This is a genomic window from Candidatus Accumulibacter similis (assembly GCA_013347225.1).
GTDB lineage: Bacteria > Pseudomonadota > Gammaproteobacteria > Burkholderiales > Rhodocyclaceae > Accumulibacter > Accumulibacter similis.
The window spans coordinates 2,480,686-2,497,253 of record CP054595.1 but is presented as its reverse complement, the minus strand read 5'-3'; the positions used below and the strand labels follow the sequence as shown (position 1 = coordinate 2,497,253).

At 68.0% G+C, this 16,568-nt stretch carries 13 protein-coding genes; 5 read left to right on the top strand and 8 right to left on the bottom strand.

Annotated elements, in window-relative coordinates; translation table 11 throughout:
• Positions 1-146: 146 nt before the first annotated feature.
• Together HT579_11370 and HT579_11365 are read right to left on the bottom strand one after the other, a co-directional pair.
• The gene (locus HT579_11370; protein QKS29453.1) at positions 147-1,175 is read right to left on the bottom strand and encodes a hypothetical protein; all 1,029 of its coding nucleotides are present in this window, start codon (positions 1,173-1,175) and stop codon (positions 147-149) included.
• A 92-nt stretch (positions 1,176-1,267) separates the two neighbouring features.
• A complete protein-coding gene (locus HT579_11365) occupies positions 1,268-1,555 on the bottom strand; it encodes a hypothetical protein (GenBank protein QKS29452.1) in 288 nt (95 codons plus the stop codon).
• Between the two features lie 317 nt (positions 1,556-1,872).
• Here HT579_11365 and fabI point away from each other — a divergent pair, with 317 nt between their 5' ends.
• The 5 genes from fabI (at position 1,873) to HT579_11340 (ending at position 10,933) form a co-directional block, all read left to right on the top strand.
• Entirely contained in the window at positions 1,873-2,706 is an 834-nt protein-coding gene (gene fabI, locus HT579_11360) for an enoyl-ACP reductase FabI (protein QKS29451.1), read from the top strand.
• A gap of 144 nt (positions 2,707-2,850) precedes the next feature.
• The gene (locus HT579_11355) at positions 2,851-5,730 is read left to right on the top strand and encodes a M10 family metallopeptidase C-terminal domain-containing protein (GenBank protein QKS29450.1); all 2,880 of its coding nucleotides are present in this window, start codon (positions 2,851-2,853) and stop codon (positions 5,728-5,730) included.
• A 271-nt stretch (positions 5,731-6,001) separates the two neighbouring features.
• A complete protein-coding gene (locus HT579_11350) occupies positions 6,002-9,304 on the top strand; it encodes a hypothetical protein (GenBank protein ID QKS29449.1) in 3,303 nt (1,100 codons plus the stop codon).
• An 83-nt stretch (positions 9,305-9,387) separates the two neighbouring features.
• Positions 9,388-9,537 (top strand): hypothetical protein, encoded by a 150-nt coding sequence (locus tag HT579_11345; protein ID QKS29448.1) that lies wholly within the window; start codon positions 9,388-9,390, stop codon positions 9,535-9,537.
• Positions 9,538-9,877: 340 nt separating this feature from the next.
• Positions 9,878-10,933 (top strand): hypothetical protein, encoded by a 1,056-nt coding sequence (locus tag HT579_11340; GenBank protein ID QKS29447.1) that lies wholly within the window; start codon positions 9,878-9,880, stop codon positions 10,931-10,933.
• 32 nt (positions 10,934-10,965) lie between these two features.
• Here HT579_11340 and HT579_11335 read toward each other — a convergent pair whose 3' ends face one another.
• The 6 genes from HT579_11335 to rpoE form a co-directional block, all read right to left on the bottom strand.
• Positions 10,966-12,150 (bottom strand): acetate/propionate family kinase, encoded by a 1,185-nt coding sequence (locus tag HT579_11335; protein QKS29446.1) that lies wholly within the window; start codon positions 12,148-12,150, stop codon positions 10,966-10,968.
• Position 12,151: 1 nt separating this feature from the next.
• A complete protein-coding gene (locus tag HT579_11330) occupies positions 12,152-13,564 on the bottom strand; it encodes a bifunctional enoyl-CoA hydratase/phosphate acetyltransferase (GenBank protein QKS29445.1) in 1,413 nt (470 codons plus the stop codon).
• A gap of 32 nt (positions 13,565-13,596) precedes the next feature.
• Positions 13,597-13,857, bottom strand: coding sequence for a glutaredoxin family protein (locus HT579_11325; protein ID QKS31613.1), 261 nt, complete (start codon positions 13,855-13,857; stop codon positions 13,597-13,599).
• On the bottom strand, positions 13,857-15,302 hold the full coding sequence (locus HT579_11320; GenBank protein ID QKS29444.1) for a DegQ family serine endoprotease: 1,446 nt from the start codon (positions 15,300-15,302) through the stop codon (positions 13,857-13,859). The genes HT579_11325 and HT579_11320 overlap by 1 nt, the downstream gene beginning before the upstream one ends.
• 91 nt (positions 15,303-15,393) lie before the next feature.
• Entirely contained in the window at positions 15,394-15,807 is a 414-nt protein-coding gene (locus HT579_11315) for a SoxR reducing system RseC family protein (GenBank protein QKS29443.1), read from the bottom strand.
• Positions 15,808-15,887: 80 nt separating this feature from the next.
• The gene (rpoE, locus tag HT579_11310; GenBank protein QKS29442.1) at positions 15,888-16,487 is read right to left on the bottom strand and encodes an RNA polymerase sigma factor RpoE; all 600 of its coding nucleotides are present in this window, start codon (positions 16,485-16,487) and stop codon (positions 15,888-15,890) included.
• Positions 16,488-16,568 lie beyond the last annotated feature (81 nt).

Genomic DNA, 16,568 nt, shown 5'->3' with positions numbered 1-16,568 from the left:
AGCCGGGCTCCCGGGTGGCGGCGGATTATACCTTGAAGTCGCCTGCCGACGCGGCAAGCTTTGCTGCCGCCGGTCGTCGACCCGGCCAATATCGGCTGCGAAGGGCGGCAGGGCGACGCGACGGGAGCGCTCAGCCGCGAGCCTCGTCAGAGGTAGCGCGAGGCATCGGCGAAGTTGATCTGCCGCGGCGCCGGCAGGTCGCTGCGCGCCACCCGCGCGATGACGAAGGCGCGGCGCATCGGCGGCGTTCCGCTCAACGTGGCGACGGCGAAATCGACCTCGGCAGCCGGCTCGCTGCTGCCCGACCCGAGGACGACGTTCATCGGACTGAGCCGCAACCGCTGCGGCTCGATCCGCAGGCAGGCCTGCGGCTTCGCCAGCACGTTCTGCAGGCATTCGAGTTCGGCCTGCAGCGCCGACTCACCACCACCGATGGCTGCCAGCTGTCGCTCGTTCTCGAGCAGTTCCGCCTCCAGCCGGGACTGCTCGGCAGCCGCCGCCGGCGCCTCGCCGAACATCGATCCGAGACCCGGTCCGTGCTGCTGCAGCAGGCGCAGGCGGGCCCGGATCAGCGAGCGATTGCCCTGCAGTTCCTGCCGCTCACTCCGCTCTTCGCCGATCTGTGCCAGGGCGTGGGCGACCAGATACTCGAACACCTGGACGCCAATGGCACGGCGCAGCAGCGCCTCGTCACGGTCGCAGATGCGCGTCCGGTGATCGCTGAAGCTGACGCTGGTCTGGGCGACATCGCGCTGCACGACGTCGCCTTGCAGCGCCATCCCGAACACCCGCTGCTCCGTGAAAGCCATGCCGAGAACGAGGTACGCCTCATCGAGTTCGGGAGAGCCTGCGAACAGCGCCCGCAGGTTGTCCGCCTGGCCAAGGAGCGACGCGACATCCGTCGGCGCGACGAAGAACGCACGCAATGCGGGATCGGCAGACCATGCCGACTGCGACAGCGGTCGTACCGCAGGCAGTGCCGGGATCTGGGTGCGCAGGAAGGCGATCATCGTCTCGACCGCCGGCGCCAGGCGCCTGTGGTGATCGGGGAGCAGCTTCAGGCGCGGGTTGGTGAGTTCGATCGCCTTGTCGACAGCCCAGCGAACCGTCTCGTCGGACACCCGCTCGGCGTCCAGCTGCGCCGTCCGGTTTCTGAACCAGTCGACAATTCCCATTTCCTCTTCCTCCACCCGACCGCACAGGCCGGCCCGACGACCGCGGGCGATCGCTGCCGCACACCGCGGCGGTCGAGGCGGCGCGTCGTCAATTACTTCTTCGGCGCCTGCGACTTGCCCACCTGCACACCCTGCTCGTAAGCGCGCTGCTCCTTCTGTTTCTGCTGGTCGTAAAGATAGCCACCGGCAGCGCCGATCGCCGCGCCGCCCGCGGCCCAGCCCCAATCGCCGGTGACCGCCCCCACTGCAGCACCGACGCCAGTACCGATCGCCGCCCCGCTGAGGGTGCGCTGCTCGGTCGTGCTCATCCCGGCGCAACCTGTCAACGCCAGCGCACACGCCACTGCCGGAACGATTGCCAGTCTTCTGTTCATCACCATGGTTCCTCGAGTTCGTTGCACATGCCTTCACCAGCGGTCCAAGTCCTGCAGCGGCCATGGGCGCCGGCCCAGGCCGCTTCGTCATCGGCACCGCTGCACACTCTACGCCCGCGCCGGGTCTCCTGCAACAGCGGCGATCGGCCTCGACCCGGGGCCGCTGCGCTACAATGTCGATGCTGACATCCGCGGTTTCGCGGCCGCCTCTTGCCGCAGCGGCGGCCGCCCGGCGCAGCCATCGGACTGGCCGTGAAGCCGGGCGCGCAACGCCGCACCGTCTACCGGCAAGCCCTGCCCATCACCACTACGGAGACCCGACCATGACCCACCTGAACCCGACCGAGGAGTTCTTTCGCGAACTCGCCGAGAAGGTGAAGGGCCCCGGCGGCGCACTCGAAGGCAAGAAGGCGTTGGTCCTCGGCATCGCCAACAACGAGTCGATCGCGTATGGCTGCGCGCTCGCTTTTCGCGCGATGGGCGCCAGTGTGGCGATGACCTACGTCAACGAAAAGTCGCGGCAGTATACGCAGGCGCTCGCCGACCACCTCGGCGTCGACCCGGCGCTCTATCTCCCCTGCGACGTCCGCATCCCCGGGCAGCTCGAAGCCGCTTTCGCGGCCATCGAGAAGACCTGGGGACGGCTCGACATCGGCCTGCACTCGATTGCCTTCGCGCCACGCGAGGATCTGCACGGCCGCGTCACCGACTGTTCGCGCGACGGCTTCCTGATGGCGATGGACGTCTCGTGCCACTCGTTCATACGCATGGCGAAGCTCGCCGAACCGCTGATGAAGAACGGCGGCGCGTTGTTCACGATGAGTTACTACGGTGCCGAGAAGGTGGTCGACCGCTACAACCTGATGGGGCCGGTGAAAGCGGCGCTCGAGGCATCGGCGCGCTACCTCGCCGCCGAGCTGGGACCGAAGGGGATTCGCGTGCACCCGATCTCGCCCGGACCGATCCGCACCCGCGCGGCCAGCGGCATCGACCGCTTCGACGAACTGATGGAGATCGCCGTGAAGCGCGCTCCGAGCCACATGCTCGTCAGCATCGAGGATGTCGGCATGGCAACCGCTTTCCTCGCATCGGACTACGCGAAACTGATCACCGGCGAGACGATGCACATCGACGGCGGCTACCATGTCGTCGGCTGAGGCATCGAGGTTGGCTGGCCCCCCGCGCTCTCTGCCGGCCAGCGTCGCCGCCGGCGGGCGCGCACCGTCGCCTCGGCCGCCTGGCGTCGTGGCACGACGACCGCGTAGCGGCAGCCCGCCGCCGACCGCAGAGAGACTCCGCGAGTGACCAGTCCGACGTCCACCATGCCGGCCAGCGCCGTTGCCAACTCCGGGGACATGTTGGTCGATGCGTTGCTCGGCGGGATGAAGTGGGGGAACGCCGGCGCTGGCGTTGGTGCAACGATCGGTTACAGCTTCCCCGGCGCCGGCGGGAACGCCGTCTGGGCGGCGCCGGCGGCGTACGGATCGCCGCACAATGAACCCGCCACCGCCTCGGCCCTCAGTCCGGCAAACCAGGCTGCGACACGCCTGGCGATGCAGGCGTGGGCAAACCTCGCCAACCTGAGCCTGGTAGAAGTCGGCGAAAGCGCGACGGACGTCGGCGACATCCGTCTCGCCCACACGGCCGACCCCGCCATCGCGCCCTACTGGGGGTGGTCGCTGTATCCGAACGATTACTGGCCGGCTGGCGGCGACATCTGGATCAATGTCTCCCAAGCCACCACGGACTGGTCGTCCGGCACGAATGATTTCTCGTCGCTGCTGCACGAGATCGGACACAGCCTCGGTCTGAAGCATCCCTTCGACGACCAGCCGGTCCTGCCGCCGAGCCTGGACAACGAGCAGTACACGCTGATGGCCTACGAAAGCCATCCCCACGGTCTGTTTCGCGATGTCGTCGATCATGGTGGCGGGTCCTATTCCTGGACCTACTTCACCGTCACGCCGCGAACGCCGATGCTCTACGACATCGCCGCCATCCAGTATCTGTACGGCGCGAATACGAGCTACCACTCCGGCGACGACGTCTATGGCTTCGACCCCGAGTCGCCTTTCTTCATGACGATCTGGGACGCCGGCGGGATCGACACGCTGTCGGTGGCCAATTTCTCGCGCGCCTGTACGCTCGACCTGCGCGCCGGCCACTTCTCGCGCATCGCCATCGAGTCGGACCCACTGCCGGCCGGCGCATCGGGGCCCGTGGCCACCTACGACGGCACCGACAACCTGGCGATCGCTTTCGGCGTGCTCATCGAGACCGCCATCGGTGGTTCCGGTGGCGACCTGCTCATCGGCAATTCCGCGGCAAACCTCCTCGATGGAGGTGACGGCAACGATACGCTCGACGGCGCCGAGGGTGGCGACACCCTGAAGGGCGGCGGCGGCGTCGATTCGATGAGCGGCGGCGACGGCAACGACTTCTACTATGTCGACCACGCCGGCGACGTCGTCAGCGAGACCAGCGGCGCCGCTGGCGGCATCGACCTCGTGTTCACCACCGTCGCCAGCTACACGCTCGGCGCGCACGTCGAGAACGCCCGCATCCTCGCCACCGGCGCCGCCAACCTCACCGGCAACGCCCTCGACAACCTCCTCTACGCCGGCATCGGGAACAACGTCCTCGACGGCGGCACCGGCAGCGACACCGTCACGTGGATCTCCGGCGTCAGCGGCGCCAGCGGCGTCACCGCCAGCCTCGCCAGCGGCAGCGCCAGCGGCTCCGGCAACGACACCCTGATCGGCATCGAGCACCTGATCGGCTCGTCGAACGCCGACCGCCTCACCGGTAACGGCAACGCCAACAGACTCAGCGGCGGCCTCGGCAACGACACCCTGGACGGCGGCGCCGGTGCCGATTCGATGACCGGCGGCGACGGCAACGACTTCTACTATGTCGACCACGCCGGCGACGTCGTCAGCGAGACCAGCGCCGCCGCTGCTGGTGGCATCGACCTCGTGTTCACCACCGTCGCCAGCTACACCCTGGGCGCGCACGTCGAGAACGCCCGCATCCTCGCCACCGGCGCCGCCAACCTCACCGGAAACGCCCTCGACAACCTCCTCTACGCCGGCATCGGCAACAACGTCCTCGACGGCGGCACCGGCAGCGACACCGTCACCTGGGTCTCTGGCGTCAGCGGCGCCAGCGGCGTCACCGCGAGCCTCGCCAGCGGCAGCGCCAGCGGTTCCGGCAACGACACCCTGATCGGCATCGAGCACCTGATCGGCTCGTCGAACGGCGACCGCCTCACCGGTAACGGCAACGCCAACAGACTCAGCGGCGGCCTCGGCAACGACACCCTCGACGGCGGCGCCGGCGCCGATTCGATGACCGGCGGCGACGGCAACGACTTCTACTATGTCGACCACGCCGGCGACGTCGTCAGCGAGACCAGCGCCGCCGCTGGCGGCATCGACCTCGTGTTCACCACCATCGCCAGCTACACCCTGGGCGCGCACGTAGAGAACGCCCGCATCCTTGCCACCGGCGCCGCCAACCTGACGGGCAATGCCCTCGACAACCTCCTCTACGCCGGCATCGGCAACAACGTCCTCGACGGCGGCACCGGCAGCGACACCGTCACCTGGGTCTCCGGCGCCAGCGGCGCCAGCGGCGTCACCGCCAGCCTCGCCAGCGGCAGCGCCAGCGGCTCCGGCAACGACACCCTGATCGGCATCGAGCACCTGATCGGCTCGTCGAACGCCGACCGCCTCACCGGTAACGGCAACGCCAACAAACTCAGCGGCGGCCTCGGCAACGACACCCTCGACGGCGGTGGCGGTGCCGATCGTCTGCTTGGCGGGCTTGGCAACGACAGCCTCATCGGAGGCAGTGGGTCCGATGTCTTCCGCTTCGACACCCTGCCGGATGCCGCCAGCAACCGCGACACGATCAGCGACTTCAGCGTCCCCGACGACACCATCGAACTCGAGAACGCCGTCTTCGGCTCGCTCGCCGCCACCGGCACCCTCGCCGCCGGCTCGTTCCGCTCCGGCGCCGGCTTCAGCAGCGCCGCCGACGCCGACGACTTCGTCATCTACGACAGCAGCAGCGGCGCTCTGTCCTACGACGCCAACGGCAACGCCGGCCCTGCCCCGGTGCAGATCGCCACCCTCGCCGCGGGTCTCGCGTTGAGCCACCTCGACTTCGTCGTCACTTGAAGTCGGCAGCCTCTGCCGCCGCTTGCCGGCGGCAGAGGCGCCATCGCGTCGCGACGCAACCAGCGCAGACCTCACGGAACGACGCCCTGCCCGCGCCCACTGCTTCCCGAACCCCCATCGGCACCCCTGCCAACCCGGCTGCCGCTTGTCCCGCCAGCAAAAGCACGGTAGCCTTGCCGCCGCGAATCGCCGGCCAGCGCGCCGGCGTCGCACATCCTGCGACGCATCACGAGCGCCCGCAAGCGGCGCCAACAGGGGGAGGCAACGACGCTTGGGAAAGTTCTCATCGCCGCGGCTGCCGCGGGTGCATGGCCGTGAGCGCCTGTTCCGGCTGATCGACGACGGGCTGCAGGCAGCCGCCGTGTGGATCACCGGTTGCGCCGGCGCGGGCAAGACCACCCTCATCGGCAGCTACCTCGACAGCCGGCAACGCACCGCGTTCTGGTATCAGGTCGATCGCGGCGACGTCGATGCCGCCGGCTGCTGCCACTTCCTGCGGCAGGCGACCGCGAGCACGACTGCGGCCGCCGCCGGCAGCATGCTGCCGCTCGATGCACTCGCCAGCGCCGATCGGCGGGCCTTCTTCCGGCGCTACTTCGCCGACCTCTACGGCGGATTGTCCGCTCCCGCAACGCTGGTCTTCGACAACGCGCAGGAAGCGCTCGCCGCGCCGACCTTCCGCGCGCTGCTCGTGGCCGCGATCCACGAGGCCCCGGCCACCGTCCGCCTGCTGGTCGCCAGCCGGGTACGACCGCCGCCAGAATTCGCGCGCTTGCTCGCCCATGGCGAACTGGTAATGCTCGACCCGGACGAACTCCCCTTCACCGAAGACGAATCGCTCGCCGTGCAGCGATTGGCGCGGCCGCTCGCCGGCACCCGGTCGCTGAGCCACATGAGCCGACTGCACCAGCTCAGCCGCGGCTGGCCGGCCGGACTGAAGTTGCTGCTGCAGTTGCCGCAGGCGCAGGCCAGCGAACTGGACGCCGGCACCACCGCCAACCAGGAAGCGCTCTTCACCTACCTGGCGGGCGAGATCTTCGAGCAGCAACCGGCCGCCGTGCGGCACATCCTGCTCGAACTCGCGCACTTGCCACGCATGAGCGCCCGGATGGCCGAGGAGTTGTGCGGCAGCGCGCAGGCGGCCGAGATCCTCGCGGCGATGCATCACGACAGCGTCCTCACCACCCTGCACGGCACGGCCGAACGGGTGCAGTACGAATTCCACCCGCTGCTGCGCGAGTTCCTGCGCCGCCGCGCCCTGGCGCAACTCGCCGGCGACGAGCAGGCACGCCTGCGCCGCCGCGCCGCCGCCCTCCTGGTCGGGTCTGGCGACCTCGAGTCCGCCGCCCGACTCCTGGTCGACGATCAGCACTGGGACGAGCTGCGCGAGCTGGTCGGCAACGCCGCCGCATCGCTGCTGCGCATGGGAGCCCACCGCACCCTCGCCGACTGGCTGCAGGCGCTGCCACGCGGACTGCGCGACGATCACCCGTGGTTGTGCTACTGGTACGGCGAGGCCGAACTGCACTTCGATCCGCCGCTGGCACAGGAGCGCTTCGCGCAGGCCTACCGGCTGTTCCGCGAGCAGGGGGACGGCGACGGCGCCTATCTCGCCTGGTCGGCGAGCGTCGACCTGATCTGCCTCGAGTGGGCCGACTTCAGTCAGCTCGACTACTGGCTGGATGAGGTCGCGTCGCTGCGCGCGTGTTTCGGCGAACCTCCGGCTGCGCTGCACGAACGCTTCACGGCAAGCATGTTCAGCGCGCTGATGTTCCGCCGGCCGCAGGACCCCGACATCCACGCCGTTGAACAGCGCCTGCTGGGGCTGGTCGAGCAGTGCACCGACCCTGGCCGGCGCCTGCTTCTCGGCTGCAACCTGCATATCTACTACGCCGCCTGCGTCGGCCGCCACGGCGAACTCGAGCGGCTGATGAACGCCCTGCGGCCGCCCGACGCAACCGCGCTGCCGCCGGTCTTCGCCGTCCTCTGGGAAGCGCTGCAGGCGATGCACGACTGGCGCCATGGGCGTTGCGCGCAGACGATCAGCACGGTTACGCGGGCGGTTCGCCTGGCGCGCGAGCACGGCTTGCGCATGTGGGACTTCCTGCTCGCCGCACTCGAGGTGTATGGATGGATCAACGATGGCTTCGCCGACCGCGCACAGTTGGCGTTGCAGCGCTTCGAGCGGACGATCGAACCCCGGCGCAAGGTCGATCTGGCGCACTTCGACTACCTGAAGACGCTGGCACGACTCGTCGCCGGCGACGGCGTCGGCGCGCTCGCCGCCGCCGACTCGGCAAACGCGATCGCCGATCGCTACGGCGGCACACATCAGCACGCGCTGGGTCGTCTGTCACTGGCGCAGGCGCTGCACGCCTGCGGGCGGGCCGGCGAAGCCTGGCGGGTCCTCGAGAGTGCCCGCCGCTACGGCGATCTGATGCAGGGCGAGATCATCCGCTACGAGATCAACCTGTGTGAAGCGACTTTCGCCCTCGCTGCCGGCGACGAGGCGCGCTGCGCCGGCGCGCTGCAGCGCGCCTTCAGCGTCGGCGCGCGACAGGATTACCGCAACCACCACCACTTCTTCCCCGCCGAGATGGCCCGCCTCTGCGCCTTCGCCCTCGAACACGACATCGTCCCCGACTTCGCCCGCCGCCTGGTCGGCATCCGGCGCCTCAAGCCGCCGCGCATCGATCTGCCGCAGTGGCCGTGGCAGGTGCGCATACACACGCTCGGCCGCTTCAGCCTGGTCGTCGCCGGACAGCCGGTCAGCGCGGCCGACGGCCTGCAGCAGAAGCCGCTCGAACTGCTGCGCGTCCTGATCGCGCTGGGCGGCCGGGCGATCCGGATCAGCGACGTGATTCGCGAGATCTGGCCGGCGGACGCAACGATCGACGGCGAGAACCCCGCACCGACGAGGCGGAGCCGGCGTCCGCAGTTGGTCGCGGGCGAGGCGGCGGTCGGCAGGCGCGAGCGTGGCGCTTTCGACAGCGCCCTCTCGCGCCTGCGGCGCATCCTCGGCGGCGACGGCGAGCCCGATGACCTGGTGCTGGTCGAGGACGGCCTGCTGCGGCTCAATTCCGACTTCTGCTGGGTCGATCTCTGGTGTTGCCAGCGGCTGCTGGGAAACGTCCGCGCGCTGCTCGATGCGCCCGATCCGCCGCCGGCGGTCGAGCTGCTGGCACCCGCGCGCGAGCTTCTGCGCCACTACCAGGGCGATTTCCTGGCCCGCGAAGCGCCGCTGCCGTGCATCACCCGCCTGCGCGACGACCTGCGCCAGCACGTGGTCACCACGCTTGCCGATCTCGCAAGCGTTCTCTGTCGCGGCAGCCTGCACGACGAGGCAGCCAGGCTGTTTGAGCGGGCGACGGCTATCGACCCCTGCCGCGAGCGGCTCTACCGCGACTGGATGATCTGCCTGCAGCAGCAGGGCGAATTTGCTGAAGGACTGCGTGTCTACCGGCGCTGCCGCGAGCTGCTCGCCGATCGCCTCGACAGCCGCCCGTCGGAGGCCACCGAGGCGCTGCATCGTGCACTCCGGGAAGCGTCCGCCAGCGCCGGCGCGCCGGACTGAGACGCAGAGCGGTCGCTCGCCAGCCAACATGGCCATCGACTGCAGGTACGTCCAACCGCCGTGTCATCGGCTGGATTGATTCCTTGCGGATCCGGCAAGCGGACCCAGAGACCAGCAGCCGTGGTCTCTTCGCTTTCATGGCGGGCAACGACAGTGTCGCCGATGAAGTCGGGCTGGTCGACCCGCATGGCGATGCGGCGCCGCCTGCCGTCACCGCCTGGCATGCCTTGTAAGGTCTCGGCGGCGGTCAGGACGGTAACCGGATGGTTTGGCTGGACGAGGAGTTCACCAACCTGGCGGCAGCGGCGTGGTAGCGGGCAGACACGCGGATCGGACGCCGGACCGCGTCCGGAGGACCTGCGTGATGCCAGCGAGGCATCCCGGAAGGTGCCCCGGAGCCCGCGATGCATGCTGCACGTAAGAAGAAGATCGCCCGCCACGGCCCTTTGTCATCTGCTACTTTCAGCGGTGAGAAACCACCGTCTGCAAGCCCTGGTGGCGTGATCGTGCCGGCCTGCGAACACTTCACACAGCTCCCGCATGGGTCATGCCACCGTTTTTCCTGGAGCGCACATGTCTCGCGTCATCTCGGTCGACGACATCATCATCAGCAAGGCCGCTACCCATGTGGTGTTCAGAGTGCGCCTGTCCGAAGCCGATCCACGGGCTCCGGTGACGCTGCGGTGGACGCTCATCGGGCTGACTGCAGCAAGCGGCCACGAGCGTGACGATGCGTTCGGGATACTGACTTTCGCCCCGGGAATCGTCGACCGGACCATCAGCGTCCCGATGGCGAACAGACGGGTATCGGCAGGGACGGAGACACTCGCGCTGATCATCTCGTCACCGAGCGCAAATGCCGTCATCGGCAACACCGTGGCGATCGCGACGATCATCGACTACGAGGCGGCGGTGGGCACGCCCATGGTGAGGATCGCCGACTGCGTGGTGGACGGCTCGATGCGGGAAGCGACCTTCATCGTGACCCTTGACCGACCATCGACTGGCGTCGTATCGATGCGTTACGCGACGCAGGACGCTGGCGCGGTGGCCGGGTGCGACTACGCCGCGACCAGCGGCAGCCTGAACTTTGCGCCTGGCGAAACGGCGAAGAGGGTCAAGGTGACCCTGCTCGGCATCACGATCGCCGAGTCGCTGGAAGCGTTCAGCCTCGTCCTGTCGGCGTTGACCGGCGCGACGACGCTCGACCCGGTGGGAACGGCGATCATCGCCAGCCACGACGCCCCGCAGTTGACGACGCCAAGCATCGCAGCGGGCGACATCGTCATCGGCAGAGGCGGGACACCCGGCTACGCTCGCGGGCCAGTCCACAGACAGAACGGCGACACGCCGGCGACGGATCACGGCACCGCCAACGGCGGCGCTGACGCTGATTTCGTGGATGGGTCCGGCTGCCTGACTCCTGGCCCCGGCGAAATGCTCAGGACGATGCGGCTGACACTGATCAGCGACAGCACCGACGAGCCGGGCCACCGACGAGCGTCACCGGGTTGTCTCTTTGCGGCGCGAGCGCGGCAGCGACGATCGCTCGCCAGCAGGCAACGGCGGCGATCTGCAACGAAGATGCGGCGCCCCGGACGCCGGAGGTACGGGTTGGCGATGCCGTAGAAAACAAGGACCCGCTCCGGCGCCCGCGCCGTTCAGAGCGCCAGCAACTGCCGCGTGTGACGGGCGATCATCAGTTCCTCGTTGGTCGGCAATACCCATGCCGAGGCCTCGCGACCGCCGCGGCTGATGCACGGGCCTCCCGCCTCATTCGCTTCGCGATCGATCTCGATTCCGAGCCAGGCCGCCTTCTCGCAGACGAGTTCGCGAATGCGGGCACTGTTCTCACCGATACCGGCAGTGAACACCAGCGCATCGAGCCCGCCGAGGACGGCGGCGAGCGCGCCGAGTTCACGACCGATGCGGTACACGAAGTGCTCGATCGCCAGCCTGGCCCGCGCTTCCTCGCTCGCCAGCAGAACCCGCATGTCGTTGCCGATCCCCGACAGGCCGAGCAGACCCGAGTGCTTGTAGAGCAGATCCTCGATCTGTTTGGCGCTCATTCCCTCCTGCTGCATCAGGTAAAGGACGATGCCGGGATCCATGTTGCCCGGCCGCGTACCCATCAGCAGGCCGTCGAGCGCGGTGAAACCCATCGAGCTGCCGACGCTGCGGCCGTCGCGCATCGCGCACATGCTGGCACCGCTGCCGAGGTGGGCGACGACTACCCGGCCGCCGGCGATCGCCGGCGCGACGCCTGGCAGGGCGCCGGCGATGTACTCGTAGGACAGTCCGTGAAAGCCGTAGCGGCGCACCCCGCGCTCGAAGTACTCGTAAGGCAACCCATAGAACTGCGCGACCCTCTCCTGTGTCTGGTGGAAGGCGGTGTCGAAACAGGCGACCTGCGGCAGATCGGGCTGCACCTCCTGCACGGCGCGGATCGCCGCCAGATTGTGCGGCTGGTGCAGCGGCGCCAGCGGGATGAAGTCCTCGAGGCGGCGCATCGACGCGGGCGTTACCAGCAGGGGCGCCGCGTAATCGGGGCCGCCATGCACCACGCGGTGACCGACACCGGCCAGCACGCTGCCCTGGAAGCGTGCGCGAAGCAGCCCGGCGATCCGCTGCAGTGCCTGCGCATGGCCGCCCACCTCGCTCTTGTCCCATTTTTCTTCAGCGATCGGCTTGCCGGCGCCATCCTTGACCTTCAGCCGCGGTGCGGTGCCCAGTCCCTCGATCTGGCCGACCGCGACGGCTTGCAACTCACCTGCCCCAGGGATGGCGAACAGCGAGAACTTGAGGCTCGAGGAGCCGGCATTGAGAACCAGAATCAGCTTGTCCATGTCAGGTTCCTGCCTTGATCGTCGCCTGGCCGGCCGCGGCGCTGGCCATCAGGACGGCAACCGCACACGACGCGAGCTTGGTGCGCCGGTTGTCGGCGCGACTGGTGAGGATGATCGGCACGCGCGCGCCGAGGACGACGCCAGCGCCGTCGGCATTGCTCATGAAGGTGAGCTGCTTGGCCAGGATGTTGCCGGCAGCAAGGTCGGGAACGACGACGATGTCCGGATCACCGGCAACCGGCGAATCGATCTTCTTGATGCGGGCCGCTTCCTTGCTGATTGCGTTGTCGAGAGCCAGCGGTCCATCGAGGATCGCACCGCTGATTTGGCCGCGGTCCGCCATCTTGCACAGCGAGGCGGCATCGGTGGTGCAGGCCATGCGTGAATTGATCGACTCGACGGCACAGATGATCGCCACCTTCGGCCGTTCGATGCCGAGAACATGCGCCAGGTCGATCGCGTTCTGGCAGATGTCGCGCTTGGTGTCGAGATCGGGGGCGATGTTGATCGCCGCGTCGGTCACGATCAGCGGCTTGTGATAGGTCGGGACGTCCATCAGGAAGGCGTGCGTGATGCGCCGCTCGGTGCGCAGGCCGGTGGTCTTGCTGACCACCTCGGCCATCAGCTCGTCGGTATGCAGGCTGCCCTTCATCAATGCCGCAGCCTGCCCGAGGCGCACCAGTTCGACCGCCCGGAAGGCGGCAGCGTGGCTGTGCGGCACGTCCTCGACCTGCACGCCGGCGAGGTCGAGGCCGGCCTGCTCCGCCACCGCACGCAGGCGCGCGACGGGCGCGACGAGGATCGGCTCGATCAACCCCTCGCGTTTCGCCTGCAGTGCCGCGCCGAGCGACGACTCGTCACACGGATGGGCAACGGCGACCGATACCGGCGGCAGTTGCTGACAGCGCTCGACGAAGCGTCCGAAGTTGTCGTGGCTCTGGATCGAGATTTTGGCCGCGTCCGGACGTTCCATGCGCACCTTGAGCTGCGGCGCGATCACCCGCGCGGTGCCGGTCATGATCGTCTCGCCGCGGCCGTTGATGCCAAGGCAGGCAAAGCGGACTTGCCGGCTGGCCGGATCCCTGGCCGTGGCGGTGATCGAGATCGTCACCTGCTCACCGATCGCCAGCGGTGCCAGGAACTCGAGATCCTGTCCCGAGTGCACCGTCCCCGGACCGGGAAGCTGCCTGCCGAGCAGACCGGAGACCTGCGCGCCGAGCCACATGCTCTGCGCGCCGAGGTCGCCCGGCCCGATCTGCCGGTCGAGTTCGCTGTCGAGCCGGGTCGGGCTGAGGTCGCCGGAGACGGCGGCGAACAGCTGCACGTCATCCAGGCTCAGGGTGTGGGTGATGCTGGCGCTGTCGCCGATGCTGATTTCGTCGAAACAGCGATTCTCAAGAATCTCTGAAGTCATGGTCCGCTCGCTTGAGATGGTGGCAATGGCTGTCATTCGCCGGGAAAGCCGATCCCGCGCAGGCAATCACGCACCCTGCCCGCGTCAAGGAAATAGTGACACAGCTCGACACCATTGTGCAGCAGAAGCGGCACCAGTTCATCGTAACGTTCCACCAGCGCCGGATCGTCGTCGACGTCGAGCACTTCGACCTCGGCGCCGAACTCGGCGGCAAGCGGCGCAAGCGCTGCCTCCATGTCGGAACAGAGATGGCAGAAGGAGCGCGAAATGAGCGTCAGCTTGATCGCCCGCATCACTCGCCGCGCTTCTCCGGAATTGCCTTGAGGGTGACGAAGGTCTGCAGCTCGCCGCGCCGGACCAGCAGGGTGACGCTGGCCGACTTGTCGAACTGTCCGAGCAGGCGGTTGAACTGCTCGACACTCTTCAGCTCGATGCTCTCGCCGCGCGCGATCAGCGCCAGCAGGATGTCGCCCGGTCGCAGTTCGGCCCTGGCTGCCATGTTGCGCACATCCTCCACCAGCAGGCCGGCATCCACCTTGAGTTCACGCTTCTGCTCCGCCGTCAGTTCCGACACCACCAGCCCGAGGCGATTGGCCGCCCTTTCGGCCGGCTTGACGCTGCGGCTGCTGCGGCTGGCAGTCTTCTCCTCGACCGGAATCTCGGCGACGACGACCACGAGATCGCGTGTCGCGCCCTTGCGCCAGACCTGCATCGTCGCCTTGCTGCCCGGCTTGGTGGCACCGACGATGCGCGGCAGGTCGCCCGAACTGGCGATCGGCTTGCCGTCGAACCGCAGAATCACGTCGCCGGGCTCGACTCCGCCCCTGTCCGCCGGTCCGCCCTTTTCGACCGCGTTCACCACTGCTCCCTGCGCCTTGGCGAGGCCAAAGGACTCGGCCAGCTCCTTGGTCACCTCCTGGATGACGACACCGATGCGACCCCGGCTGACCTTGCCGGTGGCCCGCAACTGCCCCTGCACCTCCATCGCGACATCGATTGGAATGGCGAAGGAAATGCCCATGAAGCCACCCGAGCGACTGTAGATCTGCGAGTTGATGCCGACCACCTCGCCCTTCATGTTGAACAGCGGTCCGCCCGAATTGCCGGGATTGACGGCGACGTCGGTCTGGATGAAGGGCACGTAGTTTTCCTGCGGCAAAGAACGGCCCTTGGCGCTGACGATGCCGGCGGTCACGCTGTTGTCGAAGCCAAATGGCGAACCGATCGCCACCACCCACTCACCGACCTTGAGAACACCCGGGTCACCGAGGCGCACCGTTGGCAGACCGGCAGCATCGATCTTGATCAGTGCCACGTCGGTGCGTTTGTCGGTGCCGATGACGCGCGCCTTGAACTCGCGCTTGTCGGTCAGGCGAACGAGGATCTCGTCCGCCGAGTCGACGACGTGCGCATTGGTCAGGATGTAGCCGTCGGCGCTGATGACGAAGCCCGAACCCAGCGACCGGCTCTCGAACTCGCGCGGCACTCCGGGAAATCCGGGCATCCCCGGCTGGCGGGGAATGAAGCGGCGGAAGAATTCGTACATCGGGTCGTTCTCGTCGAACGGGAAGGGCTGCGCTCCCTTGCCGCCGCTGCGTTGCGTCTGCGTGGTGCTGATGTTCACCACGGCCGGCCCCTGTTTCTCGACGAGTTCGGTGAAATCGGGCAATCCCCGGTTCTGTGGCAGTGCCGGCAGCGAGACGAGCACGAAGAAGAAGGCAAGAAGGAATCGTTTCATGGCTCCCGCGGTCTCCTGGTTCAGGTCTGGGGTGACTCGACTGGCACCCAGAATGGACGACTGGACGTCAATGGGGATCCCGGCCGGAAAATCAAGGCCGGATCGATGGCTGCAGCCCACGGTCGTTGCGCCAGCGCCACTGCGCCCGCCGCAGCAACAGCCAGCCGAGCAGCAGGCCGGCAAGCGCGCCGCCGATCGCTCCCGCTTCGCCCGCGATCGCCGAACCGCCAAGCGCTCCGGCAAGCAGTGCCAGCAGCGGCTGCACGTAGGCATGCAGCGCGCTGCGACCGAGCGAACCGCCCGCCAGGACGATCTGCACGCGCTCGCCAGGCTGCCGGTGGTCGGGGTTCGGCACGCTGAAGGTACGCGGCACATGACAGAAGAGCCCGCCTTGATGGCCTCCGCAGCCACCCGGTTGCCGACAGCGACCGCAACCCGTGTCGTCCATGCGGATCGTCGCCTCCTCGCCAGAGATCGCCACCACCGTTCCCCAGGCTTCATTCATCGCCGGTTCCTGCCCGTCCGCCGGCACTCGCGGGGCAATGCGGGCTGGCTGCGACCACACCAGGCGCTCCCTGCCCATCTCTACCAGCGGCGATCAGCGGAGATGTCGAGCAGCGGCCGCAACTTCTCGGCGACCGCTTCGCGCGCCCGGAAAATGCGCGAACGGACGGTGCCGATCGGGCAGTTCATCGTGCTGGCGATCTCTTCATAGCTCAGGCCGTCGATCTCGCGCAGGACGATCGCGTGGCGCAACTCTTCCGGCAGCGCCTCCATCGCAGCGTTCACCGTCTCGCCGATCTGCCGCGTGAGCAACAGGCTCTCCGGCGTGTTGATGTCGCGCAACTGGCTCGCGTCCTCGAACACCTCGGCCTCCTCGGCGTCGAACTCGGTCCAGGTCGGTGCCCGGCGTCCCTGGGCGACAAGGTAGTTCTTGGCGGTATTGATCGAGATGCGGTAGAGCCAGGTGTAGAAGGCGCTGTCGCCGCGAAACGACGGCAGTGCGCGGTAGGCCTTGATGAAGGTTTCCTGCGACACATCCTCGACCTCGACCGGATCACGCACGAAGCGCGAAAGCAGGCGCGCGACCTTGCGCTGGTACTTCGCGAACAGCACCTCGAAAGCGCGCTCGTCCCCCGCCTGCGCACGTTCCACCAGGAGCTGGTCAGTTTCGCGTTCGCTCATGCTCTGCGGCCTTCCTGTGCCATGTCGATGCCGAATGAGCGACGAGTATAGCGCATGCATTGAGGCCGGTTCGTAACAGCG

What these genes read in the sequence shown, in the direction of transcription:
- HT579_11370 (QKS29453.1), bottom strand. Translation starts at nt 1,175, where the DNA reads ATGGGAATTGTCGACTGGTTCAGAAACCGGACGGCGCAGCTGGACGCC.
- HT579_11365 (QKS29452.1), bottom strand. Translation starts at nt 1,555, where the DNA reads ATGGTGATGAACAGAAGACTGGCAATCGTTCCGGCAGTGGCGTGTGCG.
- fabI (QKS29451.1), top strand. Translation starts at nt 1,873, where the DNA reads ATGACCCACCTGAACCCGACCGAGGAGTTCTTTCGCGAACTCGCCGAG.
- HT579_11340 (QKS29447.1), top strand. Translation starts at nt 9,878, where the DNA reads ATGTCTCGCGTCATCTCGGTCGACGACATCATCATCAGCAAGGCCGCT.
- HT579_11335 (QKS29446.1), bottom strand. Translation starts at nt 12,150, where the DNA reads ATGGACAAGCTGATTCTGGTTCTCAATGCCGGCTCCTCGAGCCTCAAG.
- HT579_11330 (QKS29445.1), bottom strand. Translation starts at nt 13,564, where the DNA reads ATGACTTCAGAGATTCTTGAGAATCGCTGTTTCGACGAAATCAGCATC.
- HT579_11325 (QKS31613.1), bottom strand. Translation starts at nt 13,857, where the DNA reads ATGCGGGCGATCAAGCTGACGCTCATTTCGCGCTCCTTCTGCCATCTC.
- HT579_11320 (QKS29444.1), bottom strand. Translation starts at nt 15,302, where the DNA reads ATGAAACGATTCCTTCTTGCCTTCTTCTTCGTGCTCGTCTCGCTGCCG.
- HT579_11315 (QKS29443.1), bottom strand. Translation starts at nt 15,807, where the DNA reads ATGAATGAAGCCTGGGGAACGGTGGTGGCGATCTCTGGCGAGGAGGCG.
- rpoE (QKS29442.1), bottom strand. Translation starts at nt 16,487, where the DNA reads ATGAGCGAACGCGAAACTGACCAGCTCCTGGTGGAACGTGCGCAGGCG.